This is a genomic window from Rhodococcus sp. 05-2254-2 (genome assembly GCF_002259095.1).
GTDB lineage: Bacteria > Actinomycetota > Actinomycetes > Mycobacteriales > Mycobacteriaceae > Rhodococcoides.
Genome location: NZ_NOZJ01000001.1, coordinates 206,711 through 230,214, shown reverse-complemented (window position 1 = coordinate 230,214; position 23,504 = coordinate 206,711). Strand labels below are relative to the sequence as shown.

General features: G+C 64.4%; 26 protein-coding genes. 10 read left to right on the top strand and 16 right to left on the bottom strand.

The window, feature by feature from the left end; genetic code table 11:
* Positions 1-10 precede the first annotated feature (10 nt).
* Positions 11-1,396 (top strand): FAD-dependent oxidoreductase, encoded by a 1,386-nt coding sequence (locus CH283_RS01150; RefSeq protein WP_094640972.1) that lies wholly within the window; start codon positions 11-13, stop codon positions 1,394-1,396.
* Positions 1,397-1,466: 70 nt separating this feature from the next.
* On the opposite strand, the gene CH283_RS01145 is transcribed toward CH283_RS01150, so the two are convergent.
* Positions 1,467-2,336: an SMP-30/gluconolactonase/LRE family protein gene (locus CH283_RS01145; RefSeq protein ID WP_176460419.1), complete on the bottom strand. Its 870-nt coding sequence runs from the start codon at positions 2,334-2,336 to the stop codon at positions 1,467-1,469.
* A 55-nt stretch (positions 2,337-2,391) separates the two neighbouring features.
* Between CH283_RS01145 and CH283_RS01140 the strand changes: the two genes are divergently transcribed.
* The gene (locus CH283_RS01140; RefSeq protein WP_068053980.1) at positions 2,392-3,138 is read left to right on the top strand and encodes an amidohydrolase family protein; all 747 of its coding nucleotides are present in this window, start codon (positions 2,392-2,394) and stop codon (positions 3,136-3,138) included.
* Here CH283_RS01140 and CH283_RS01135 read toward each other — a convergent pair.
* Together CH283_RS01135 and purT are read right to left on the bottom strand one after the other, a co-directional pair.
* A complete protein-coding gene (locus tag CH283_RS01135; RefSeq protein ID WP_094640970.1) occupies positions 3,135-3,617 on the bottom strand; it encodes a DUF456 domain-containing protein in 483 nt (160 codons plus the stop codon). The genes CH283_RS01140 and CH283_RS01135 overlap by 4 nt on opposite strands.
* A gap of 24 nt (positions 3,618-3,641) precedes the next feature.
* Positions 3,642-4,838 (bottom strand): formate-dependent phosphoribosylglycinamide formyltransferase, encoded by a 1,197-nt coding sequence (gene purT, locus CH283_RS01130; protein WP_094640969.1) that lies wholly within the window; start codon positions 4,836-4,838, stop codon positions 3,642-3,644.
* 94 nt (positions 4,839-4,932) lie between these two features.
* Here purT and CH283_RS01125 point away from each other — a divergent pair, with 94 nt between their 5' ends.
* On the top strand, positions 4,933-6,009 hold the full coding sequence (locus CH283_RS01125; RefSeq protein ID WP_094640968.1) for a CaiB/BaiF CoA transferase family protein: 1,077 nt from the start codon (positions 4,933-4,935) through the stop codon (positions 6,007-6,009).
* A gap of 67 nt (positions 6,010-6,076) precedes the next feature.
* Here the strand turns inward: CH283_RS01125 and yczR are convergent, their stop codons facing one another.
* Complete coding sequence (yczR, locus tag CH283_RS01120) at positions 6,077-7,558, bottom strand: MocR-like transcription factor YczR (RefSeq protein ID WP_068053970.1); 1,482 nt, start codon at positions 7,556-7,558, stop codon at positions 6,077-6,079.
* A 91-nt stretch (positions 7,559-7,649) separates the two neighbouring features.
* Here yczR and CH283_RS01115 point away from each other — a divergent pair, with 91 nt between their 5' ends.
* Entirely contained in the window at positions 7,650-8,174 is a 525-nt protein-coding gene (locus CH283_RS01115) for a methylated-DNA--[protein]-cysteine S-methyltransferase (protein WP_094640967.1), read from the top strand.
* A gap of 68 nt (positions 8,175-8,242) precedes the next feature.
* On the opposite strand, the gene CH283_RS01110 is transcribed toward CH283_RS01115, so the two are convergent.
* From CH283_RS01110 to CH283_RS01075, 8 genes are all read right to left on the bottom strand, one after another.
* Positions 8,243-8,683: an LGFP repeat-containing protein gene (locus CH283_RS01110; RefSeq protein ID WP_094640966.1), complete on the bottom strand. Its 441-nt coding sequence runs from the start codon at positions 8,681-8,683 to the stop codon at positions 8,243-8,245.
* Positions 8,684-8,772: 89 nt separating this feature from the next.
* Positions 8,773-10,422, bottom strand: a complete 1,650-nt coding sequence (locus CH283_RS01105) for a hypothetical protein (protein ID WP_094640965.1) — start codon at positions 10,420-10,422, stop codon at positions 8,773-8,775.
* Between the two features lie 3 nt (positions 10,423-10,425).
* On the bottom strand, positions 10,426-11,058 hold the full coding sequence (locus CH283_RS01100; RefSeq protein ID WP_094640964.1) for a SipW-dependent-type signal peptide-containing protein: 633 nt from the start codon (positions 11,056-11,058) through the stop codon (positions 10,426-10,428).
* Positions 11,058-11,567, bottom strand: coding sequence for a hypothetical protein (locus CH283_RS01095; protein WP_094640963.1), 510 nt, complete (start codon positions 11,565-11,567; stop codon positions 11,058-11,060). The genes CH283_RS01100 and CH283_RS01095 overlap by 1 nt, the downstream gene beginning before the upstream one ends.
* Positions 11,564-12,163, bottom strand: a complete 600-nt coding sequence (locus CH283_RS01090) for a signal peptidase I (RefSeq protein ID WP_094640962.1) — start codon at positions 12,161-12,163, stop codon at positions 11,564-11,566. The genes CH283_RS01095 and CH283_RS01090 overlap by 4 nt, the downstream gene beginning before the upstream one ends.
* A complete protein-coding gene (locus CH283_RS01085) occupies positions 12,160-12,720 on the bottom strand; it encodes a hypothetical protein (protein ID WP_094640961.1) in 561 nt (186 codons plus the stop codon). Before CH283_RS01085 ends, CH283_RS01090 begins: the two co-directional genes overlap by 4 nt.
* Before the next feature lie 9 nt (positions 12,721-12,729).
* Positions 12,730-13,278, bottom strand: coding sequence for an alternate-type signal peptide domain-containing protein (locus tag CH283_RS01080; protein ID WP_094640960.1), 549 nt, complete (start codon positions 13,276-13,278; stop codon positions 12,730-12,732).
* Positions 13,279-13,704: 426 nt separating this feature from the next.
* Positions 13,705-14,994 (bottom strand): adenylosuccinate synthase, encoded by a 1,290-nt coding sequence (locus tag CH283_RS01075; RefSeq protein ID WP_094640959.1) that lies wholly within the window; start codon positions 14,992-14,994, stop codon positions 13,705-13,707.
* A 202-nt stretch (positions 14,995-15,196) separates the two neighbouring features.
* Between CH283_RS01075 and CH283_RS01070 the strand changes: the two genes are divergently transcribed.
* The 3 genes from CH283_RS01070 to CH283_RS01060 all read left to right on the top strand — a co-directional run bounded on the left by CH283_RS01070 (position 15,197) and on the right by CH283_RS01060 (position 17,230).
* On the top strand, positions 15,197-15,862 hold the full coding sequence (locus CH283_RS01070; protein WP_068053919.1) for a hypothetical protein: 666 nt from the start codon (positions 15,197-15,199) through the stop codon (positions 15,860-15,862).
* Positions 15,859-16,632, top strand: coding sequence for a site-2 protease family protein (locus tag CH283_RS01065; protein WP_094640958.1), 774 nt, complete (start codon positions 15,859-15,861; stop codon positions 16,630-16,632). Before CH283_RS01070 ends, CH283_RS01065 begins: the two co-directional genes overlap by 4 nt.
* Before the next feature lie 130 nt (positions 16,633-16,762).
* A complete protein-coding gene (locus CH283_RS01060) occupies positions 16,763-17,230 on the top strand; it encodes a pyridoxamine 5'-phosphate oxidase family protein (RefSeq protein WP_068053912.1) in 468 nt (155 codons plus the stop codon).
* On the opposite strand, the gene CH283_RS01055 is transcribed toward CH283_RS01060, so the two are convergent.
* The 3 genes from CH283_RS01055 to CH283_RS01045 all read right to left on the bottom strand — a co-directional run bounded on the left by CH283_RS01055 (position 17,220) and on the right by CH283_RS01045 (position 19,777).
* Entirely contained in the window at positions 17,220-18,149 is a 930-nt protein-coding gene (locus CH283_RS01055) for a cation diffusion facilitator family transporter (RefSeq protein ID WP_094640957.1), read from the bottom strand. The genes CH283_RS01060 and CH283_RS01055 overlap by 11 nt on opposite strands.
* A 79-nt stretch (positions 18,150-18,228) precedes the next feature.
* Entirely contained in the window at positions 18,229-19,323 is a 1,095-nt protein-coding gene (locus CH283_RS01050) for an FUSC family protein (RefSeq protein ID WP_094640956.1), read from the bottom strand.
* Positions 19,324-19,360: 37 nt separating this feature from the next.
* On the bottom strand, positions 19,361-19,777 hold the full coding sequence (locus CH283_RS01045; protein WP_068053907.1) for a DUF3151 domain-containing protein: 417 nt from the start codon (positions 19,775-19,777) through the stop codon (positions 19,361-19,363).
* Between the two features lie 150 nt (positions 19,778-19,927).
* Here CH283_RS01045 and CH283_RS01040 point away from each other — a divergent pair, with 150 nt between their 5' ends.
* The gene (locus tag CH283_RS01040; protein WP_255183035.1) at positions 19,928-20,719 is read left to right on the top strand and encodes an Rv0361 family membrane protein; all 792 of its coding nucleotides are present in this window, start codon (positions 19,928-19,930) and stop codon (positions 20,717-20,719) included.
* A gap of 99 nt (positions 20,720-20,818) precedes the next feature.
* On the opposite strand, the gene fbaA is transcribed toward CH283_RS01040, so the two are convergent.
* A complete protein-coding gene (gene fbaA / locus CH283_RS01035; protein ID WP_068053901.1) occupies positions 20,819-21,859 on the bottom strand; it encodes a class II fructose-bisphosphate aldolase in 1,041 nt (346 codons plus the stop codon).
* 176 nt (positions 21,860-22,035) lie between these two features.
* Between fbaA and CH283_RS01030 the strand changes: the two genes are divergently transcribed.
* Together CH283_RS01030 and CH283_RS01025 are read left to right on the top strand one after the other, a co-directional pair.
* On the top strand, positions 22,036-22,776 hold the full coding sequence (locus CH283_RS01030; RefSeq protein WP_373454826.1) for a VTT domain-containing protein: 741 nt from the start codon (positions 22,036-22,038) through the stop codon (positions 22,774-22,776).
* A gap of 28 nt (positions 22,777-22,804) precedes the next feature.
* Positions 22,805-23,500 carry a DedA family protein gene (locus CH283_RS01025; RefSeq protein WP_094641412.1) on the top strand — a complete coding sequence of 232 codons (696 nt, stop codon included), beginning with the start codon at positions 22,805-22,807 and terminating at the stop codon, positions 23,498-23,500.
* The last annotated feature ends 4 nt before the right edge of the window (positions 23,501-23,504 follow it).

Below are 23,504 nucleotides of genomic sequence, written 5' to 3'. Positions count from 1 at the left end.
CTCGCTGCACATGACTGATCAGACTCGTCCACTCCGCGTCGCCATCGTCGGTGCCGGACCGGCAGGCATCTACGCCGCCGACGCGCTCATGAAGTCCGACCACAATGTCAGCGGACCGGGCGTCAGCATCGACCTCTTCGAGCGCATGCCCGCGCCGTTCGGGCTCATCCGCTACGGCGTCGCCCCCGACCACCCACGCATCAAGGGCATCATCACCGCCCTGCACAAGGTGCTCGACAAGCCTCAGGTACGCCTGCTCGGCAACATCGACTACGGCACCGACATCACGTTGGACGACCTGCGTCGCTTCTACGACGCCGTCATCTTCTCCACCGGAGCCAACGCCGACCGCGCACTCAACATCCCCGGCATCGACCTCGACGGCAGCTACGGCGCCGCCGACTTCGTCTCCTGGTACGACGGCCACCCGGACGTGCCGCGCACCTGGCCCCTCGACGCCGAGAAGGTCGCCGTCCTGGGCGTCGGAAACGTCGCTCTCGACGTCGCACGCGTCCTCGCCAAGACCGGTGACGAACTGCTCCCCACCGAGATCCCCGCCAACGTCTACGAGGGCCTCAAGGCCAACAAGGCCATCGAAGTACACGTCTTCGGCCGTCGTGGACCGGCTCAGGCCAAGTTCACCCCGCTCGAACTCCGCGAGCTCGACCACTCCCCCAACATCGAGGTCATCGTCTCCCCCGAGGACATCGACTACGACGAGGGCTCCGAGCAGGCCCGCCGCAGCTCCAAGCAGATCGACATGGTCGCCAACACCCTGCAGGACTGGGCGATCCGCGACGTCGGCAAGCGCCCGCACAAGCTGTTCCTGCACTTCTTCGAGTCCCCCCACGAGGTTCTCGGAGACAACGGCAAGGTCGTCGGCCTACGCACCGAGCGCACCGAACTCGACGGCACCGGCAACGTCAAGGGCACCGGCAAGTACAACGACTGGGACGTTCAGGCCGTCTACCGCGCCGTCGGCTACCTCAGCCAGAACATCAGCCAGCTCCCCTTCGACGAGCAGGCAGGCACCATCCCCAACGAGGCCGGACGCGTCGTCGAGTCCCCGTCGTCCACCACACCGGTTCCCGCCACGTACGTCACCGGCTGGATCAAGCGCGGACCCGTCGGCCTCATCGGTCACACCAAGGGCGACGCCAACGAAACCGTCGCGAACCTGCTCGAGGATGCGCCGAACTTCGTCGGTGCGACCGAGCCCGATCTGGACGCGGTCACCTCGTTCCTCGAAGGCAAGCAGGTCCCCTTCACCACCTGGGACGGCTGGTACCGCCTCGACGCCCACGAACGCTCACTCGGCGAAGAAGAAGGCCGCGAGCGCGTCAAGGTCGTCGAGCGTGAGGACATGCTGAAGGCATCCGAGCCCGACAAGGCCTAGAGCGGCTGCGCCGCATGTGAGCGGAACTTCGACCCCTGCTACGAAGTTCCACTCACATGCGCGGAGCGCTCTATACCCGCACTGCCAGCAGCTTTCCCTCGGTCTCGATCTTGCGCTGATGCTCGTTGAAATCCGGTGCAGCGCAGACGAACAGCGTGCGACCGTCGGATCCGCCGAGTCCGCAGGCGAAGACCCCGAGATCGAAATCGAGCTGCTGAAGAATCTCTCCGCCCGGTGCCACGTGCAGCACTCGCTGCCCCAGCGCGTCGGCGATCCACATGGTGCCGTCGGTGTCGATGCAGCAACCGTCGGCCGCCACCTTCACCTCGCCCATGGCGGTGGCCATGTCCGTCGACGACGGCAGCTCACCGAATTTCGCCCAATCGCGACGCTCCCCCAGCGACCCGTCCTCGGCGATGTCGAAGGCACTGACCCTGTTGCCGACCGTCTCGTCGACGAGCAGTTCGCCCGACGCCGTGAACGCCATCCCGTTGGGGAAGTACAGATCCGACGCCACCACGTGCGCGGAACCGTCCGGGTCGACGCGAATCAGATCGGCCGTCTCTACGGGCGCGAAGTTCATCAGATCGAACCCGAAGTTACCGATGTACGCACGGCCCTGCGCGTCGACGAGCATGTCGTTGAGGTTCGCCGTCACGTACGTCGACAGATCGGCGTGCACGGTCAGTGAGCCGTCGTGCTCACGCAGCAGCAGCTTGTAGTCGCGCATCGACACGATGAGCAGCCGCCCGTCGGGCAACCATCCCAGGCCCGACGGCTGATTGGGTACTTCGGCTTCGACTCGTACGTCGGAGCCGTCCTCGAGGGCGGACACGACGCGATAGGAGTAGAAGTCCGATACCCAGATCCTCCCCTCGTGCCAGCGTGGACATTCGAAATAGGTGTATCCGTCGAGAACGACAGTGGTCTCCGGTTTCATGTTTCGAATTCAAACACCGCGAACGGTGGCCGCGACGCCGAATGGGTGAGCTGGCATGCTGGGGGCCGTGTTCGACGCCCACCTACACATCATCGACCCGAAGTTTCCGCTCATCGAGAACCACGGTTTCCTGCCCGATCCGTACACCGTCTCGAACTACCTCTACGACGTCGACGGGCTCGGTATCACCGGCGGCGCAGTGGTCACGGGGTCGTTCCAGGGCACCGATCAGAGCTTCCTTCTCGCTGCGTTGGAGACTCTGGGACGCGGCTGGGTCGGCGTCACGCAGATCGATCCGGAATGTTCCGACGAGGACATCGTCGCACTGAACGACGCGGGCGTGCGGGGAATGCGGTTCAATCTCAAACGCGGCGAGACGGATCTGCAGATGCTCACCGTTCAGGCGCGTCGTGTCCACGATCTGGTGGGGTGGCACGCGGAGCTGTACGTCGATGCGTCCCTACTGCTCTCGCTCGAACCCGTCCTCGCGAAACTGCCGGCGGTGAGCATCGATCACCTGGGACTCTCGACACAGGGTCTGCCGTACCTGCTCGATCTCGTCGACCGCGGAGTACGCGTCAAAGCAACGGGATTCGGCCGGGTCGATCTCGATATCGCCGACACCCTGCAGCAGATTCACCGGGTCAATCCCGCGGCGTTGATGTTCGGCACCGATCTACCGGGCACCCGCGCCCCACGCCCGTTCTCGGCGAACGACATCGACATCATTTCTCACGCCGTCGGCGGCGATCTCCCGGCGGTGCTCGACGGCAACGCCCGGGCTTGGTATCGCGTCCCTTAGACGAGTAGCGCTCCGCCGAGCCACACCGCCGAGGCGAGCAGGGCACCGAACAGTTCCACCAGAATGGACAGACCAGCGGCCTTGGTGGCGTGCACGGTGGATCTCCATGCCTCGGAATGGTTTCGATGCCTGGGCACTTCCGCCACGTAGACGCCGGCGATGAAGCCGATGAACAGGCCGAGGACGGGGATGACGAAGAATCCGACGATGCCGAGCAGTCCGCCGATCATCAGCGATCGCGTCGGCACACCCGCCTCCCGCATGCGCCGCCCGGGCCAGGTGTATTTCACGACGCCGCTGATCACCAGCAGCACCGTCGCGATCGCGAAAACTGTCCACGCTGCGGCTCCGCCGGTGACCCACGCCCACACTGCGACGGCCCCGAAGATCAGGATGGTGCCCGGCAGAATCGGGACGACGATACCGACGAGGCCGACCAGAATCACCAGGCCGACTAGGACTTCTCCGAGCGCGCTCATGAGCTCAGTGTGCCCTGTGTCGGGTCAGACGACGGGACGAACCTTGCCCGCTGCCTGGCGTGCCCGGCTCCGTGCGGTGTCGATATCCGACGCCGTCGACACCGCCACTCCCATCCGACGCCGGACGAAGCTCGTCGGCTTGCCGAACAGACGAAGGTCGGTCTCGGGAACCGCCAACGCGTCGGCGACGCCGTCGAAGTGAATGCCCTCCGCATCGACGCCGCCGTAGATGACCGCAGACGCACCGGGCGAGAGCAGCGTCGTGTCGATCGGCAGACCCAGAACTGCCCGGGCATGCAGCTCGAACTCCGAGAACCGTTGCGTCCGCAGCGTTACCAGGCCCGTATCGTGTGGCCGCGGACTGACCTCGGAGAAATACACGTTGTCGCCCTGCACGAACAGTTCGACGCCGAACAACCCGCGCCCACCCAGGGCCGTCGTGATCCGCTCGGCAACATCGCGCGCACCGTTGAGGGCCGCGTCGGACATCGGCTGGGGTTGCCAGGATTCGATGTAGTCGCCGGATTCCTGCAGGTGCCCGATCGGCTCGCAGAACGAGGTTCCGTTCGCTGCTCGGACGGTGAGAAGCGTTATCTCGTAGTCGAAATCGACGAATCCCTCGACGATGACACGACCGAGGTCGACGCGGCCGCCCTTCAGCGCGTACTCCCACGCCGCCTCGACATCGGCCTCGCTGCGAACGACGGACTGCCCCTTGCCAGAAGACGACATGACGGGCTTGATGACCGCGGGAAAACCGATGGTGGACAGCGCTTCTCGCACGTCTTCCAGTGAATCGGCGAACGCATAGGGGGACGTCGGCAGCCCGAGCTCCTCGGCCGCGAGACGTCTGATGCCCTCACGATTCATGGTCAGCTGAGTCGCGCGAGCCGTCGGGATCACCACCGTCCGGCCCCGCGCTTCCACCTCGGCCAGGGCATCGGTGGCGATGGCCTCGATCTCCGGCACCACGAAGTCCGGCTGCTGCGAATCGATCAGCGCCAGTAGTTCTTCGGGGTTGCTCATGTCGATGGTGAACGCGTGATGGGCAACCTGGTGACCAGGGGCGTTGTCGTAGCGATCGACGGCAATCACCTCGACGCCGAGGCGCTGGAACGCGATGATCACCTCTTTGCCCAGCTCACCAGAGCCGAGCAACATCACCCGGGTGGCCCCGGGAGTGAGCGGAGTACCGATGCGGACGGGATCTGGGGCAGTCACAGCCCTATTATCCACACCCCGATCAGTTGGACGACCTAGTACAAGTTAGTCTCCATTCACATTCGCAGCTGACGAGTCGGAACGAGGCAACAACGTGTCGAACACTGGTGGACCGCTGACAGGGCTCCGCGTCGTCGAACTCGCGGGCATCGGGCCCGGCCCGCACGCCGCGCTGCTGCTGGCCGACCTCGGCGCAGACGTCGTACGCGTCCAACGCGCAGGCCAGGTGTCCCCGGACGACCATCAGCTGCGCAGCCGCACCATCGTCGAGGCGAACCTCAAGGATCCCGCCGACATCGAGAAGGTCCTCGGCCTGATCGAGCGCGCAGACGTACTGATCGAAGGGTTCCGCCCCGGCGTCACCGAACGCCTCGGCCTCGGACCCCACGACGCCCTGGCCCGCAACCCGCGTCTGGTCTACGGCCGGATGACCGGCTGGGGTCAGGAAGGCCCCTGGTCGCAGACCGCCGGCCACGACATCAACTACATCTCCGTCACCGGTGTGCTCAACGCGATCGGCCGCGAGGGCGAGCGGCCCGTGCCGCCACTGAACATGGTCGGCGACTTCGGCGGCGGCTCGATGTTTCTCGTCTTCGGCATCATGGCGGCGCTCTACGAGCGCCAGAGCTCCGGGCAGGGCCAGGTGGTCGACGCAGCGATGGTCGACGGCACCGCGGCACTCTCGCACATGATCTGGTCGTGGCGTGGCGTCGGAGCCTGGAGCGACGACCGTGGCACCAACCTGCTCGACACCGGCGCGCCGTTCTACGACACCTACGAGACCTCCGACGGCCAGTACATGGCAGTCGGCTCGCTCGAGCCACAGTTCTACGCTCAGTTGCTCACCGGATTGGGCCTCGCCGATGCGGACCTGCCGCCGCAGATGGACAAGTCGCGATGGCCCGAGCTGCGCGAGAAGTTCACCGCGACGTTCCTGTCCAAGACCCGCGACGAGTGGGCCGCGATCTTCGACGGCACCGACGCCTGTGTGTCACCGGTCCTCACCTTCGCCGAGGCACCGAATCACCCGCACATGAAGGATCGCGACTCGCTCATCGACATCGGCGGCGTCACCCAGCACCGTCCGGCACCGCGGTTCTCCCGCACCGAAAACGGAGTCCCGACGCCACCGCCCTCCACCGCAACCGACATCGGCTCGGTCTGGAGCTGATTGCGCGTCGAACTCGAAGTTGTGGACGGATTTCGGCTGATTTCCGTCCGTAACTTCGAGTTCGCGGTCAGAAGACCAGCGCCGGTTGTTCCGATTCGGCGCTCGGGGCCAGTGCTCGATACGCCGCCGCCGTCGCCATCACCGCGGCCCGAAGCTCTTGCGGCTCACGGGTGTACGGCAGCCTGAGGTAGCGCTCGAAGGCACCCTCGACGCCGAACCTCGGTCCCGCGGCCAGCACTGCGCCGAAGGCGGGAGCGGTGGCAGCGAGCGCACTCGACACCGGTGCAGGCAGCTGCAACCACAGCGACATGCCGCCCTCGGAGCGGCGGTAGCGCCAGTCCGGAAGATGTTCGGCCAGAGCATCTTCGAGCACATCTCGACGCTCACGCAGCTGCGACCGACGGAGCTCGAGCGCCGGTTCCGCGTCCTGCAGCAGGAACGAGGACGCCAACTGATCCATGATCGACGTGCCGAGGTCGTGTGCTGCCCGCGAGCCCGCCAGCTGCGAGACGAGCGACGGATGCGCCCTGATCCATCCGATGCGCAGACCACCCCAGAACGACTTGGATGCCGATCCGATCGTGACGATATCGGACCCCGAGACCCGCCCGAACGACGCGACCGGTGGGGGTGGTGGGGCGTCGAGCCACAGGTCCACCATGGTCTCGTCGACGATGAGCGTCATGCGCGTGTCACGGGTGATGCGGGCGAGCTCCGCTCGGCCCTCGGCACCCAGCACCTGGCCGGTCGGGTTGTGGAAGTCCGGAATGAGATACGCCACCTTGGCGGCAGTTTGCCGTGCGGCACTGCGGATCCCGTCGAGATCCCAGTCGCCGTCGGCCGGACGCACCGGCACCGGCACGGGACGGGCACCGACTCGCCTGATGGCTTCGAGCGCGTTGGGATAGGTCGGATGGTCGATCAGCACTCGATCACCGGGCGAGGTCAACGTGCCCAGCAACAGCCGGACTGCCTGCTGCGCACCGGAAGTCACCATGATCTGATCGGCCGTCGTCGGCAGGCCACGCTCGACGAAGCGTTGCGCGATGGCCTCCCGCAGCACCGCCAGACCGATGGGTTCCATGCCGTGCGTCGGCAGATACGTCGGAAGTGCCTGTAGCGCAGACTCGTACGCCGCGGTCATGGTGCCGTCCGCCGCTGCCATCGCCGCGTGAGACATGTCCACCACCGGACCCGACGGCGTCGTCGACTGGATCAGCAATCCATTGGGGGTGGGCGCTGCGGGCAGGGCGACGGTACTTCGTGATCCCTGCCTGCTGATCAGATAGCCCTCGTCGCGCAGGACCGAATACGAGGACGTGATGGTGGTACGACTGAGATCGAGAGCCGCCGACAGATCACGCTCACTGGGCAGACCGACACCGAGCGGAATGCGACCGTCGTGAATGAGAAGTCGAACGCCGTCGGCCAACGCCCGATACGTCGGACGCGACGCCTTGCGCCTGCCGGATCCGTCCGAGGACGCGTCGCCGCGCCAGCTGCCGAGATCACGGGCCAGTGACGCTGCATTGAGGACTCTTGAAGCCATGCCCACCAGTATTCGCCCACTGGTCTTCGACTTTCAAGTCCATTGAGCTTTTCACTGGACTGCCGACTGAGGTCAGGTGAATACTGGACCGATGCCGAGCAGCACGCTCTTCGACACCGCCATCGGCCGTTGCGGCATCGCCTGGACCGACGACGGAGTGGTCGCGGTCGCCCTCCCCGAACCATCGGACGAGGCGATGTTGGACTACCTGGCCGGCTTCGGTGCAGCGGAACGACCCGTCGACGCTCTCGCGGCCGACGCGATCGAGCGAATTGTCGCCCTGCTCGATGGACGTACTGTCGACATGAGCCCGATTCCGCTGGTGCTGGACGTCTCCGAGTTCGACGCCGCGGTGTACACCGTATGCAGTGGGATTCCCCGGGGCGCGACACTCACATACGGCGACATTGCCCGCCGTCTCGGCCACCCCGGCGCAGCGCAGGCCGTAGGCGGTGCACTGGGACGCAACCCTGTACCGATCATCGTCCCGTGCCATCGAGTGCTCGGTGCCGGTACGGAAGTCGGCGGCTTTTCGGCACCGGGTGGTACGAATACCAAACAAAAGATACTCGGCATCGAGGGTGTACCGGGATTCGACGAGCCGAGATTGTTCTGAATTGCTGCCGGACCAGATGAAACTACTCGACCGAATAAATCGCCCGAAACAGGGAGCAAGAACGGGTTTCAGGCAGAAATGCCGAATGCCGGGATAGGTTCATCGACCGCGGACACCAACACGGCTTCCGGTCCCGGACTGACATCGGATTCCTCGCTCCGACCGCCGATGGTGAATGCACCTACATCCGGCAACCACCCGATAGCTCCGCGCTGAAACAAGTTGTAGCGACCGGATCCGGTAGGCGTCGGACGCTCGTTGCTGATCGGATAGCCAAGTGCGCCATAGGGTCCCCCGTGGCCGAGATACCAGTCGAGGATCGGGCCGTGCACTTCGTGCGCGCCACCTTCGGGGAGAGCGAACACGGTCGCATGGGTGAATTCGAGCATTCCCCCACCCTCGGGGCCGAGCATGAATTCACCGGCCTGAGCGCCGATCCAAGGATGTTCGTATGCGAAGCGATCGAATTGGTAGCTGAAAACTTCCAACCCATTGTAATTTTCAGTCATTACTCGACCTTTCGTCGCCCGACCTGGCGACAATTATCCACGTCGAACAGCGGCGGCGCCTGACGAATAAGACATATATGTGAAATGGGCTAGTTCAGGAGCTCGAGAATATCGGCCGGAACGAGATCCGTCGCCGTCGGATCTATCACCGTTCGAGACCACGAACCGCCGCTGCTGTCGAGACGAACCAACTGATCGGGACCGAGCAGCCACAGCTGGTCTCCCGCCGACCAGTTCACGCCATAGCCGTATGCCTCACTGGACGTGGCGGGAGCGCTGTACTGGACTGCTCCGATGGCGTCGACGATCTGCAACGTCGGAACGCCGTCGATGTCGACGACCTGGGCAGTCGACGCACCCGACGGCGAGGTCACCGGGGCCGACAGAACCGCGGGAGCAGGCGGAGTGGTTGTGGTCGGCGGTGGGACGGTCGTTGTTGTCGTTGTCGGCGGGACGGTTGTCGTTGTTGCCGGAACTTCGACCGGCGGCGGAGCCGGGGACTCCTCGGTGAGCGACGGATCCGTCGTTGTTGGGGCCGGTGCGAGTGTCGACTCCGGAACGATAGACGTCACCGTCGGCGCGGGTTCGGTGGTCTCGGGCTCTACTGCCAAGGGGGCACTGCGAGCAGAGATGCCGGCGGCTACCGCGGAGCCGCACCGAACGCTGGGAAGGAGATTCAACGTAGACGTCGTCGATGCCATGTCCAACGTAAAGCCGGCACTCGGCGCGGACAGCCTGGTGCCGGACACTGTCTGCACTGTGAAGAGCCACGTTCCCGTCCTCGTGCCCAACAAGAGCCCGTTGGAAATGTCGACGGAAGTGCCCGACACGTTCTCGGTCCGATCAGCTTGCCCGTTCTGCGTCACCCTGGTGATCGTCCACCTGTACGTGAAACCTGTACCGGCGGACGCCCACGACATGGTGACGTAATTACCGATCACATTTATCAGGCCGCTGCGATTGTTGCAGTCTACCGATTGTGGCACCGGAAGAGGCAACGCCGTGGTGATGGTGCCGCTGAGGGCCGTCGCCGTATCTTGTCCCGCAGCAAGGGTTGTCGGAGTGTTCGAGGCACCGATACCCACGGCCGAGATGGTCGCCAACGTGAGCACCACCCCGAGGGTCGACGGCCCACGTCCGTGGGCACTGTGCCGCCCACTGCGCGATTCCTGCAGTCGATCGTCGTCGGGCTTCGCAGTGGACTCTGCATCGGACTCCACGCTGGGCCTACGAAAACCGAACGCAGTCATGAGAAGTGCGCCGACGGCGATGCCACCGATGAACACTGCGACCGGGCCGCTGAGCCAGCTGACCGCGTAACCGAGTTTCCCGACGCTGAAGAACACGCGATCGGCCTCTGACACCACGTAACTCTCGGCATCGGGCTCAGCGTTCGCGTCACCCTGAAGGAACAGCTGCGCGCTATCGGTTCCGACGGCCCCGATCTCGACCACGCGGTGGGTGATTCCCGCCCCCGACGCGTTGGTGACCTTGACGATGTCGCCGACTTCGATGTCCGCGACCGGAGTCGTCTTGCTCAGCGCCAGAGCGCCGGTGTCGATGGCGGGGGCCATGGACCCAGAACGGAAGACCAAGGGGGTGATACCGAAGAACACGGCCGCGAGCGCAAACAGCACACAGACGAGCCCGGCAACAGCGCCGACGGTCAAAGCAATTTCGCGAAACAGGCGCGGGCGAGATCGGGTGCGGTCAGCGGAGGCGGCGTGGGTAGCGGACATGATCTACGTCGAAGTCGCGGTGATGGTGTACGTGATGGTGCCGGTGGCAACGGGATTGGGCTGAGCTGTCCCGGCCGGCATGGTCACGCTGATGCACAATTGGTCGGTCTGCCCAGCGATAACGGCCTCTGTCGGCCGCGCAATCAGTGACCGATTGAGACCGGGGAAGACCTTCGATGTTCCGAGTCCCGTCACCGTGCTGATCGGGCTTCCACTACACACGCCGGACACAGGCGGGCCGGAGTGCACCGAAGAGTTGAGAAGATTACCGAGAGTGGCATTGCTGGCCAGAACAGAAATGGTGTAGGAATTGGCGACCGAACCGACGTCGTTGGTCACCAGAAGCCCGGCCGCGACGGTATCCCCCGGCCAGATCGCAGGATTGGCCAGCGTCGTGGTGAACGCCGGCGGGTTGTTGTCGATGGCAGGACTTCCGACCTTGATGTCCAGCCGACCCGTTGTGAACACACCCGACGTCGCGGTCGCCGTATCCGACCATGCGGCAAGGGTTCCCACGGCACCGAGGCCGAGGACAACACCGATCGACATGATGGCTCGGGCGCGCGCGCTGATGAGCGCAAAGCCCATTCGGCGGAGGACCGACCTTTCACCGGCGGTGCCACTGTGACGCGACATCAGGGCTGCGCCCCTTCCGTATCCGTCCGCGCGCCCGAGAATTCCGGGCACTCGGCGTTGTTGCTGTTGTCCCACTGCACGATCAGATCGATTCGTGCGATGGAGGTTCGAGTGTCGCTTCCGGCTGAATCGGCCATCGAGACCTCCGCGTCGACGCGCTTCTTCTCCCCGGCCTCGAGGTCGATCCACGCGCACGATTCGGCCAACTCGCCGCCGCCGATGGAGACGCTCAGGGCTCGAAGGAACGCCGGGTTGTCGCTGTCGAAGGTCAGCCAGAGACGTCCGTCCCGATCGGTGTCGTTGAACACGTGGAACTGCGATTCACGCGAGTCGCCGGGAACCCACCGAATATCGTTGTCGAAGAATGCACTTCGAAGAGTCGACGCCCACTCCCTCCCGTCGTCGCTGTACTTGATCGTTTGCGCTCGGGTGGATCCGGCACCGAGGAACAACACGACTGCGACGCCGGCGAAGACGGCCGTGCAGGCGACAAAAGTACTGTGCCTCAATCCGACTCCTCCTTTCGGCTGCGGTAGCGATCGACACCTGCCCCGACGAACATGAACAGTGCATACCCGGCCAAGCCGATGACGATGACAGTCACTGTGATCTTTCGCTGTTCACCGTTGAGCCAATTGTTGACGTAGCCCATGTACGGCACCGAGTACCAGACTTTTCCGCGAATCTGCCCGATCTGCACCGGGTTCTCGTCGTCGGATCCGTTGTTGTCCCCGCGAGTGACATAGGTGGTGATACCCCGTCCGCTCTGCCGGGTCGCCACGATGCGGTGAGTCACCACTTCGGGCTCGCCCGAACGGATTTGGTAGGTGATCGGCGTGCCTACCTCGAGCTCGGCTGCGTCGGCGGGCTTGACCACCACCAGGCTTCCCGGTGGGTACGTCGGCTTCATCGAGCTGGTGAGAATCGTGTACGGCGTCGAACCGGTGACTTTCGGAATGACGACGGTCACCCCGAGGACGAACAACATCGCCGCCAGAAGCGTGTACGACGCGATCCGGCTCACCCACCACCAGACACCGGTCCGGTTCTCCTCGGATACGTCCGTGACGGTTTCGATCACGTCCGTGTCGTCGTCGGCATTCACGTCTGGTCCGCCCTGAACGAGAACGTCACCGTCGACGACGCGCTCTGCGGTGGAGTGGAACCGACGGCGAGCCGAAAGCACCACACTTCGCGAGCACCTGCGGCCAACAGTCTTGCTGCCGGTGGCACCGGAGCTTGCGCACCACTGGCATTTCCGGTGTACAACTGCGTCGTCGGACCCGTCGGCGTACCTGCGGCCGGGCAATTCTCCTCGGCCGCAACAGTTGTCGCAGTCAAGACAAGGGGGACCGTTCCCGTCGCGGTCGTTCCCTGCAGCCGAAAGTTGAACGGTACGTTGCCGGAGTTCCGAATCGACAGCGGTGCCTGCGAGAAACCGTTCGGTCCGAGGTCTGCCGCGCCGAGTGCAGTGAGAACGTAATCGTTCACTTCTGCTCCGTTCGGGCCGACCTTGATGTCCAAGGTGCCGGAGTTGATGGTCCCGCCTGCAACGATCTGCTCGTCACGCCACAGCGCGCCCGTCGACTGTGCTGATCCGAAGACCACCACCGCGACGGACGCGGCTGCGAGCGCCCAATAACGACCGTGCTTGTTCGTCACTGCTACCGGTCAGGGACGAACCTGGTCGAGCGTGAGGGTGATGTCAGCGAGGCTGACGCTCTCATCTTGCGCGATGAGTCCGCCGGTATCGATATCGAACGGGATCGTGACAGCGACAGTGATGAGAGTTGGCGATGTAGCCCCGAGCGGCAGGCTCACCGGATCGCCGTTCGGCACGTTCGGGCCACCGTTGACTGACACCGTTGCACCGGCCAAAGCCGCTTCAAGCTCGGCATCACCCGTAACGTCGGCGAAGTCGGCGGTGATGCTTGCAAGAAGATTGTTTCCAGCCCAGGTGACGTTGTAGTCGGTCGTGTATTCAAGCACGTCGCCCGGCACGATGAGGAAGCCAGAGGGGTCGGTTCCGATTACCGTCCCGGACGTCGTCTCTGTCCAGTTCGCAGTATTTGCGACCGGATCGAAATAGAGTTCGCCGGAGTTGATCTCGCCTCCGGTCACCGTTTCGGTGTCCTGCCACAGCGCATAGGAGCCCAAACCGCCGAGCAGCAGTACAGCTGCCGCCCCCGCGGCTATGGCGCCTTTGGTTGCCTTGTTCATTCGTTGTCGCTTTCTTCGGTGGCCCTGTTCGTGAGGCCGGAGGGGGAGGTGACCCGGATGTGGGTCGGTCGGCCATCCGAAGAGGCCTCCGCAACTGGTGCGATGCCCATTGTTTCGGAACGACCTCCTAGGCCGTTACCCAAGTGAAGGTAAAAGTCCGAGGGAATGTTCGGCCGCATTTTTCATACTTTTGGTTTACACATGATCTCGCCATGTAAAGCTACTCGAATTACGAAAACTGCCACCTTGCGGCGGATCACCCCAGGTCGCGCGTCCGATTACAGCGGACGAAACGATTTCGTCCTCATTTTTGCTACCCGCTCCGCTGTTTCTGCCCGATGTGCGGAGTCGACAATCGACGGCGCATCCGGGCACGAAAAAGCCCCGAGGCATTACGCCTCGGGGCCTGAATTTCGCAGTGGTTGCCTACCGCAGAATGTCGCGGCGAACGATGGTTTCGTCGCGACCCGGCCCGACTCCGATGCACGACATGTACGCACCCGAGAGCTCTTCGAGACGCAGCACGTAGTTCTGTGCGTTGATCGGCAGTTCCTCGAACGTGCGGGCACCGGAGATGTCTTCCCACCAACCGGGCATCTCTTCGTAGATCGGCTTGGCGTGATGGAAACCGGTCTGCGTCATCGGCATTTCGTCGTGCCGGACGCCGTCGACGTCGTACGCGACACAGATGGGCACCGTGTCCAGGCTGGAGAGCACGTCGAGCTTGGTCAGGAAGTAATCGGTGATGCCGTTGACGCGGGTGGCGTATCGCGCGATGACGGCGTCGAACCAGCCGGTGCGTCGAGCACGCCCGGTGGTGACGCCCACCTCGCCGCCCTGCTTGGCCAAGTACTCACCGTAATTGTCGAACAACTCCGTCGGGAACGGTCCCGAGCCGACACGCGTCGTGTACGCCTTCAGGATGCCGAGGACGGTCCCGATCTTGTTGGGGCCGATGCCGGAACCGACCGATGCGCCGCCCGCAGTCGGGTTCGAGGACGTGACGTAAGGATAGGTGCCGTGGTCGACGTCGAGCAGGGTGCCCTGCGACCCCTCGAGCAAGATGGTCTCGCCGCGCTCGAGTGCGAGGTTCAGCTGCAACCTGGTGTCGGTGATGCGGTGCTTGAAGCCCTCGGCCTGCTCGAGCACCTCGTCGACCACCTGCTGTGAGTCCAGCGCCCGCCGGTTGTAGATCTTCGAGAGCACCTGGTTCTTGAATTCCAGTGCGGCCTCGACCTTTTGGGTCAGGATCTTCTCGTCCAGCACATCGGCTGCGCGGACGCCGACGCGAGCGATCTTGTCCTGATAGCAGGGCCCGATACCGCGGCCGGTGGTTCCGATCTTCTTGGCACCGAGGAAGCGTTCGGTCACCTTGTCGATGGCGACGTGGTACGGCATGATCAGGTGCGCATCGGCACTGAGCAGCAGGTTCGTGGTATCGACGTCACGCTTCTCGAGGCCTTCGAGCTCGGTGAGCAGCACACCCGGGTCCACGACGACGCCGTTGCCGATGACGTTCTTCACGCCGGGCGTGAGAATTCCCGACGGGATCAGGTGCAACGCGAACTTGTCGCCGTTCGGAAGGACGACGGTGTGACCGGCGTTGTTGCCGCCCTGGTAGCGAACGACCCACTGAAGGCGTTCGCCGAACAGGTCGGTGGCTTTGCCTTTGCCCTCGTCGCCCCACTGGGCGCCGATCAGGACTATCGCCGGCATGTGCTCTCCTACGTTGCTTTCGTGCGAGGACGCGCTGCAAATACTGCTCGATCGAACGCAGCCGTCACCATTTGCCGCAGGCGCGACAGTGGCCGGGGGAACAGTCTAGCCGAGGCGGTGAGCTGGCCCGCATGCCGCTACGGTGGAGCCGAAACGAGGGCACTATGGTCGTTCGAGGGTTCGACGAAGATCTAGGAGCGCCGTGACACCGTTCGTTCTGCACTGCGGAAATCCGCCGTTGCCGATCACGCTGACCGACGTCCCACTGCGCACCGCCGATGCAGTACCGACAGACGACGACTGCAGCGCGATCTTCTCCGACATCGAATCCGCACCGGCCCCCCGCATCATCGTCCTGGGCAGCGACGCGTCCCTGGCAGCCGTACTGACCCGATTGATGCGCACCGATCGTCTGCACGTCGAAGTCGCGTTCGTACCGGAGACCGCAACCGACGCCGCCCACATCTACAAGCTCGGAACCGGATCCCGTGCCGCAAAGGTGGCACTGACGGGCAAGGCGTCGAGCACACCCCTCATTCGCGACGACGCAGGCAAGGCCGTTGTCGGTCGGGCGCTCCTCGGCGGTGCCGGCGGCGCGGAACTCGAGGGCGAGGCGTACGTCGACGACACTCGGTTGTTCTCCGGAGTCGTACCCGGCGTCGAGGTGGCACCGACCCCGGAACTGCCGGGGCTGCGCGCGCGAGTGATCAGCCGTCGACGATTTCTGCCTCGCCGCTGGGTGAGCGGACGGGCGATGCAGCTCGGCTCCCCCGCCGCAGACCTGATGCGCGACGGCATCGCCGGCGACAGAACGGTGAAGCGGTCTACGTTCTATCGTCACCACGAAGAGTGGCTACTGGTCCGATGACCGTTCCGCTGCACCGCAGTCCCGTTCTGCCGAGCCCGGTGTTCGTTGCCGTTCTCGCAATCGCGGGAGTGGGCGGCGCACTCGCGTGGACGGCCGAGGACGTCACGTCGTTCACCGCGCGCCTCGGAGTGTTCGTTCTGGTATTGGCCGGCTGGATCGCCTCGGTGTGCCTGCACGAATTCGGTCACGCATTCACCGCATTCCGCGCCGGCGACCGAGAGGTCGAACTCCGCGGCTATCTGACGCTCAACCCGCTGAAGTACACTCACCCGCTGCTCTCGATCGTCCTGCCGGTGGTGTTCATCGCGATCGGCGGAATCGGACTTCCGGGCGGGGCCGTGTACCTGCGGACCGGCCAGTTCTCGGCGTCCACGCAGCGGCGCATCGCCCTCGCCGGCCCCTTCGCCAATGCCGTTGTCGCCGTGGCACTCCTGATCGTCATTCGCAGTTTCGGTACCGACGGCACTCATCAGGCCTTCTGGTACGGGCTCAGCTTCCTGGCGTTCCTGCAGATCATGGCCACGATCCTGAACCTGATTCCGGTACCCGGACTCGACGGCTACGCCGCACTCGAGCCCTCGCTCTCGCCCGCCACCCGTGCATCGCTGAACCAGTTCAAGGGCTACGGAATCCTCGTTCTCGTCGCGTTGCTGTTCGTGCCAGCAGTCAACTCCGTGTTCTTCGGTGCGATCTACACCCTGTTCGGGCTGTCCGGTGTTCCCGAGTTCTTCGCAGGCAACGGCAACTACCTGATGCGATTCTGGCTGTGACGGCTGGTTCATCCAGGAGCAGCGGGCAGAAGTGCACAGTATCGAGCGCGATCGACGGTGTTGCGTCGATGCAGGCAGGTTCTGTGCAGACTTTCCCGAGTGTGTCGGTGGTCGGTCGCATAATTTCCCCATGACGACGTGGAACGACTTCTCGACGGCAGCACCGAGCCTGGCATCGGCGGTGCGCGCCAGATTCACCGCCCACAAGCACCATGTACTCGCGACGCTCCGGGTGGACGGCTCACCGCGCGTCAGCGGAACCGAGGTCGAGTTCGACGACAGCGGCGTACTGCGTCTCGGCTCGATGCTCGGTGCCGTCAAAGCTCGAGATCTGCAGCGCGACGGACGGTTCGCGCTGCACAGCAATCCGGGTCACCATTCGATGGAGGGCGGGGACGCGAAGATCGGCGGGCGTGCCGTCGAAATCACCGATCCTGCTGTGCTGCAACCGATATTCGACGCCGCGCCGGGCGAGCTGGTGCCCTATCACGTGTTCGATCTCGACATCACCGAGGTCGTACTGACCTCGCTGGTGGACGATCACATGCAGATCGACGTGTGGCGTCCCGGCTCCGACGTACACACCGTCACCAGGTGAGCTCTTCCTTGCAGGTTCGGCCGTGCGCGGCGGGTTCGACCTGCACCGTGGCGTGGTCGAGGCCGTAGCCGGACAGCAGCGACTTGGCACGATCGAGCACCATCGACGACGACCCCTCGCACTCGAGGTGCACCGTGGCCACATCCATTCCGGTGGTGAGCGTCCACACGTGCAGGTCGTGCACCCCCGTCACGCCCGGTAGCGCACTCAGGTCGCCGGTCAGCGCGTCGACGTCGACATTTGCCGGGCTCGCCTGGGTGAGGATGCGCAGCGCCGACCCGGCGAGCTTGATCGCACGCGGAATGACCCACAGCGAGATCAGGACGCCGACGACGATGTCCGCCCACGTCCACCCGAACACGACCATCAGCACGCCGGCCACGAGCACGCCGACACTACCGACCGCATCGGCCAGAACCTCCATGTACGCACCGCGGACGGCCAGGGAATCCTTGGCGTCGCCGCGAATGAGCAGCATCACGACAATGTTGGCCGCGAGACCGGCCGTCGCGGTGAGAATCAGTGGTACGCCGGGGATTTCAGGAGCGTCGCCGATGCGTGAAATCGCCTCGTACATGATGAATGCCGCAACACCGAGCAACAGAACCGCATTTGCGATGGCGGTCAACACCTCTGCCCGATGCCAGCCGAATGTTCTTGCCGCTGCGGCACTTCCCTTGCGAGCGAGCATCAACGCAATCAGACCCATCGACATGCCGAGCACATCGGTGAGCATGTGGCCGGCGTCGGCAAGCAGGCCGAGCGACCCGATAGCCAAGGCGACGGTTGCCTCGACGACGAGGAACACCACCAGGATCGCCAGCGCAACGACCATCTTGCGCACCCGAGACCTGGGCGGCCCCGCACCTGCAGGCGAGTGACCGCCCACGCCGTGGCTGTGCCCGTGACCCGCGCCCATGACTCCCCCTGGTGACCGATGTCGACTTCCGGAAGTCACCATATGCGTACATACGCATATATGCAATGGTGTGCTCGGGTCACAACTCCGGCGGGACGTGCGGATGGTCCACCGTCGGCGGAAGTGTCGCCAAGGCAGAAATACGCTTGAGCCCGGCGACCTGCAGCAGGTCGACGATGATCGATCGCAACTGCGCCAACACCACCGTCGCCGACAGACCGGCGTTCGAGATCAACTCCGGCTTGGCACCGGCCGCAACCGACCTCAACACTCGCGCCGCTTCTGCCGCGTCGGGCTTCTGTCCCGGATCGGCGAGGATCATCTGCCGCAACACCTCCACCGCATGCGCCAACTTCTCCACCTCGTCGACGACACGCGGATCGAGAATCTCGTCGTCGCGCACCAACGTCAGCGACCGGCGCGCGAGCACCCGAATATTGCGGACGGCGTTGTCGATGGGATCGGCCGTAGCCGCGAGCGCCGCAAGACGATTGCGGTGATTCCAGTACATCGGAGAAATTCGCGCGATCTCCCGGCCGCCCTTGAGGTCGGTCCGCAGAGCATCGATACCGGACTGCGTCGCACGCGCCTTGCGCAACGCCTCCTCGATCGGCTTGGGATCGTTCGCCACCAAACCGTCGGCCACCTTCTGCAACACACTCGCAGCCGTCGCCAACACGCTCGCCGCATCCTTACGGGCCCGCCACACCGGATGCGTCGGGATCAACGCCACGATCGCGATGCCCACCAGGCCGCCGACCAACGCGTCGACCATGCGGTTGGGGCCACCCATGTTGCCGGGTGGAATGAGTGTCGCGACCAGCACGGCGGACGATCCGGCCTGCATCGCGATGATCGGGCCGCCGTCGAGGAACACCGCAGCCGACATCGCCAACACCACGACAAGAGCGATCTGCCACGGACCGCTGCCGATCAGTGAGATCAGCAGATCTCCGATGCCGATGCCCACCGTCACTCCGACGACGAGCTCGGCCGATCGGCGCACCCGCGCACCGAGCGAGACGCCCAGTGAGACTACAGCGGCGATCGGCGCGAAGAACGGGCTCTCGTGACCGACGATGTCCGTCGCGACGAACCACGCCACACCTGCCGCCAACGCGCACTGAATGATGGGCAGCAGCGACAACTTCAGCCGAGCGCTGCCCGATTTCACTCGGGTTCGGCCGCGCACCCGGCTGGCGCGGGCCCGGTCAGCCCAGGCCGAGCGCTTCTGCTGCCTTGGGGTCACAGTCTTCGAGGAGGTCGAGGCAGCGGGCGTACTCGTCGTGCTCGTTGATGTCGCGGGCCGCTTTGGCGAGGACTGCGACGCATCGGAGGAATCCTCGGTTGGGCTCATGGCTGTACGGGACCGGCCCGAATCCCTTCCATCCGTTACGACGCAACTGGTCCAGACCTCGGTGGTAACCGGTACGAGCATAGGCGTACGCCGTGATGGTGGCACCGGACTCGAGGGCGGCCTCGGCCAGGTAGGCCCACGCGATGGACGCCGTCGGATGCGCCGCCGCGACGGCCTCGGGCGCTTCGTGGTTCAGCAGCGCGGATTCGGCCTCGTCGTCTCCGGGCAACAGTGTGGGTTGGGGTCCGAGCAGATCACCGAAAGAAGTCATGGCGCTCATTGTGCCCTTACGTCACCGAATCGTGTCCGAACACCCCCGGTGGCGCTCGCGGCGAGCGGCACACCCGGTCGATAGGCTGCCAGCTGACGAAATCGAGAACCTCCGAGTTCTCGGATGAATTCGGTGAACGAGGGAGAACGCATGCCGGACGAGAAGAAGAAGGCGCCCTCCGAGGCCGACGCAGCCACCGAGAAGATCGACCTGGGCAAGAAGAAGCAGATCGACGAGCCCGCCGACCCTCCGACCGAGAAGATCGCCACCGCCCCAGCCGAGGAACCGGCAGCAGCGGAATCGAAGCCGGTCGCGAAGCCGACTGCAGCCCCGCGTCGTATCCCGCCGCGAAACTCGTCCGGCGCGCCGGCGAAAGATGTTGCAGCAGAGAAGAAATCGCCAGCCGCCGTGCCGCAGCCGGTCGGGCCGAGGAAGATCGAGCCGCGGCAACCGAGACCGAAGCAGGTCGGTCCCCAGCGCGTCGGACCCCCGCCGACCGAACCCGGCAAACCGAGTCGGAAGAAGTGGTGGGCGGCGCTGGTGGCTGTAGTTGTCGTGGTCGCGGCAGTCGCCGCCGGTGCGTATCTTCTGATCGACCGCACGAGCGTCGACGACTCCCCGGAGGCCCGGATCAGAACGACCGTCGAGTCGTTCACCCGCGCATTGGCCGACGGCGACCTCGCCACGCTGCGCAGTACCTCGTGCGGTGACCTCGCGACGTTCTACCGAGACATCCCGGACGCGGAATTCACCGATGTCCACCGCGTCTCGGCCGAGCAGGGCAACATCCCGACCCTCGACAGCATCGACGCCATCCAGGTCGGCGACGACACCACCGCGATCGCCCAGGTCATCGCGCACACCGAGGCCAATCCGAACGATCGATCGCCGCGCACCTTCGACCTGCGCCTCGAGGGCGATCAGTGGAAGGTGTGCAGCTGACGCTGCATGTGCGCGGCGGAGCCTGCGGGTCGTTCCGCAGGCTCCACTCCTACCTCGTGGCCTGATACGAGTTTCCGCGCACGTGCGGGCTTGCCCGCTCTAGCCGGCACTCACGCTGCGTCCGGCGGACTTGAGGTCGTTGCAGGCCTCGACGACGCGGGCGGTCATGCCGGCCTCTGCCTTCTTGAGGTAGCTGCGCGGGTCGTAGGCCTTCTTGTTGCCGACCTCGCCGTCGACCTTCAGAACGCCGTCGTAGTTGGAGAAGAAGTGTCCGGCGATGGGACGGCTGAACGCGTACTGGGTGTCGGTGTCGACGTTCATCTTCACCACGCCGTACTCGAGAGCCTCTTCGATCTCGCTCTTCGCCGATCCAGATCCGCCGTGGAAGACGAAGTCGAACGGCTTGGAACCCGATGCCAGGCCCAGCTTCTCCGACGCGACCTTCTGGCCGTCCGCCAGCACCGACGGCTTGAGCTTGACGTTGCCCGGCTTGTAGACGCCGTGCACGTTGCCGAACGTCGCCGCCAGCAGGTAGCGCGAGCCCGCGTCGCCTGCGCCGAGGGCCTCGACGGTCTTGAGGAAGTCCTCGTTGGAGGTGTAGAGCTTGTCGTTGATCTCCGCCTCGACGCCGTCTTCCTCGCCGCCGACGACACCGATCTCGACCTCGAGAATGATGTTCGCTGCCGCCGCGCGGGCGAGCAGGTCCTTGGCGATCTCGAGGTTCTCGTCGATCGGGATGGCCGAGCCGTCCCACATGTGCGACTGGAACAGCGGGTTCTTGCCTGCGTCGACGCGCTCCTGCGAGATCGCGATGAGCGGCCGAACGTAGGTGTCCAGCTTGTCCTTGGGGCAGTGGTCGGTGTGCAGAGCGATGGTGACGTCGTACTTGGCGGCGATCACGTGCGCGAACTCGGCGAGCGCCACAGCGCCGACGACCATGTCCTTGATGCCCAGTCCCGAGCCGAACTCGGCTCCACCGGTCGAGAACTGAATGATGCCGTCGCTACCCGCGTCGGCGAAGCCCTTGATGGCGGCGTTGATGGACTCGGAACCCACACAGTTGATTGCCGGAAAGGCGAACTTGTGTTCCTTCGCCCGGCCCAGCATCTCGGCGTAGACCTCGGGAGTTGCGATAGGCACGGCGTCATTCCTCCATTGAAAAGTTCGGTTGTGTCCTGTGCAGTATGGCAACCTCCGGGCCCGGTGTCGTGCGTACCCACATCGCTGAGGTCATTACGCGGGAGATCGAACAGGGCAGCGTGTTCACAGCCGGGCGACACCAACTACTGAGGGACTTCCCGGTTCAGGCCGGTAGTGTGGGCGCGGTGAGTCTTCTAGCTACCTCGGAATCGGTGACGACCAATCTGGCGTTGTTACCTGGATTTCTCGACCCCGTGAACCTGCTCAACTCCTTCGGTCACTGGGTGCTGATCGGGCTGCTGCTGGTTGTGTTCATCGAGTCCGGGCTGCTCTTTCCGCTGCTCCCAGGCGATTCTCTCCTCTTCACGGCCGGGTTGATCGCAGCGTCGAAGTCCACCGAGATCGAGCCGTTCGCGTCCATCTGGACTCTGGTGATCCTGATTCCGATTGCGGCAATCCTCGGTGATCAGGTCGGCTATCTGATCGGCACGAAGGGCGGCGCAGCCCTCTTCAAGAGCAACGATTCGCGCTTCTTCAAGAAGAAGTACATCGACGAATCGCACATATTCTTCGAGAAGCACGGTCCGATCACCATCATCCTGGCGCGCTTCGTGCCGATCGTGCGTACGTTCGCACCGGTCGTCGCGGGTGCGTCGCACATGAAGTACTCACTGTTTCTCACCTACAACGTCGTCGGCGGCGTGCTCTGGGGCGCGGGTGTGACCACCCTCGGTTACCTGCTCGGGCAGATCGCGTTCATCCGCGACCACGTCGACATCATCTTCCTGATCATCGTCGCCGTCTCCGTACTGCCCATCGTCATCGAGGTCGGCAAGCGCATGATCAAGGCCCGCAAGACTCCGCTCGGGGAGGCCACCGACATGATCGAGGCAGACGCCCCGGACACCAAGTCCTGATCGAGATCTTCCGAAAGTGATCGAGTCCATGTCGTCGATTACCACTGCGCTTCCGACCGTCTCCGTTCAGGCCGTCGGCAGTTTCGGTCCGCTGGAGACAGCAGGCCCCCTCGTCGTGTGGATCATCGTCATGACTTTCGTGTTCATCGAATGCGCGGTGATCATCGGATTGTTCCTGCCGGGAGATTCGATGCTGATCACGGCAGGAATCGTGATGGCGACCCACGCGTCGGGCACCGGTCACATCTGGGCGCTGTCGCTCGGTGCGATGGTCGCCGCCATCGCCGGCAATCAGGTGGGGTACTCGATCGGTCACCGCACGGGTTCGACGCTGGTGGCCCGCAAGAACGGTGAATACCTCAACACCAAGAATCTGCACAAGGTCAATCTCCTGCTCGAGAAGCACGGATTCTGGGCGGTGCTGGTCGCGCGATGGATCCCCTGGGTGCGCACCCTGTGTCCGCTCGTCGCCGGTGCCGCGAAGATGGATCACCGCAAGTACACGATCGCCAGCACGCTCGGTGCCATCATCTGGGCTCCGGTGCTGTTGCTGATCGGGTTCTACTTCGGCTCGTTCATCGACGGAATCCCGTGGCTGATGCCCGCCGTCCTCATCGGCATGGTCGTGCTGCTGGTCGTCGGAACCGGACTCGGCATCTGGCAGTACCGCAAGGAAATGGCACGCCCCGAAGAGACCATCGAGGTCGAAGAGGTCGTGGAGTAGCGAC

What these genes read in the sequence shown, in the direction of transcription:
- CH283_RS01150 (WP_094640972.1), top strand. Translation starts at nt 11, where the DNA reads ATGACTGATCAGACTCGTCCACTCCGCGTCGCCATCGTCGGTGCCGGA.
- CH283_RS01145 (WP_176460419.1), bottom strand. Translation starts at nt 2,336, where the DNA reads ATGAAACCGGAGACCACTGTCGTTCTCGACGGATACACCTATTTCGAA.
- CH283_RS01140 (WP_068053980.1), top strand. Translation starts at nt 2,392, where the DNA reads ATGCTGGGGGCCGTGTTCGACGCCCACCTACACATCATCGACCCGAAG.
- CH283_RS01135 (WP_094640970.1), bottom strand. Translation starts at nt 3,617, where the DNA reads ATGAGCGCGCTCGGAGAAGTCCTAGTCGGCCTGGTGATTCTGGTCGGC.
- yczR (WP_068053970.1), bottom strand. Translation starts at nt 7,558, where the DNA reads ATGGCTTCAAGAGTCCTCAATGCAGCGTCACTGGCCCGTGATCTCGGC.
- CH283_RS01115 (WP_094640967.1), top strand. Translation starts at nt 7,650, where the DNA reads ATGCCGAGCAGCACGCTCTTCGACACCGCCATCGGCCGTTGCGGCATC.
- CH283_RS01110 (WP_094640966.1), bottom strand. Translation starts at nt 8,683, where the DNA reads ATGACTGAAAATTACAATGGGTTGGAAGTTTTCAGCTACCAATTCGAT.
- CH283_RS01105 (WP_094640965.1), bottom strand. Translation starts at nt 10,422, where the DNA reads ATGTCCGCTACCCACGCCGCCTCCGCTGACCGCACCCGATCTCGCCCG.
- CH283_RS01100 (WP_094640964.1), bottom strand. Translation starts at nt 11,058, where the DNA reads ATGTCGCGTCACAGTGGCACCGCCGGTGAAAGGTCGGTCCTCCGCCGA.
- CH283_RS01080 (WP_094640960.1), bottom strand. Translation starts at nt 13,278, where the DNA reads ATGAACAAGGCAACCAAAGGCGCCATAGCCGCGGGGGCGGCAGCTGTA.
- CH283_RS01075 (WP_094640959.1), bottom strand. Translation starts at nt 14,994, where the DNA reads ATGCCGGCGATAGTCCTGATCGGCGCCCAGTGGGGCGACGAGGGCAAA.
- CH283_RS01065 (WP_094640958.1), top strand. Translation starts at nt 15,859, where the DNA reads ATGACCGTTCCGCTGCACCGCAGTCCCGTTCTGCCGAGCCCGGTGTTC.
- CH283_RS01060 (WP_068053912.1), top strand. Translation starts at nt 16,763, where the DNA reads ATGACGACGTGGAACGACTTCTCGACGGCAGCACCGAGCCTGGCATCG.
- CH283_RS01055 (WP_094640957.1), bottom strand. Translation starts at nt 18,149, where the DNA reads ATGGGCGCGGGTCACGGGCACAGCCACGGCGTGGGCGGTCACTCGCCT.
- CH283_RS01045 (WP_068053907.1), bottom strand. Translation starts at nt 19,777, where the DNA reads ATGACTTCTTTCGGTGATCTGCTCGGACCCCAACCCACACTGTTGCCC.
- CH283_RS01040 (WP_255183035.1), top strand. Translation starts at nt 19,928, where the DNA reads ATGCCGGACGAGAAGAAGAAGGCGCCCTCCGAGGCCGACGCAGCCACC.
- CH283_RS01025 (WP_094641412.1), top strand. Translation starts at nt 22,805, where the DNA reads ATGTCGTCGATTACCACTGCGCTTCCGACCGTCTCCGTTCAGGCCGTC.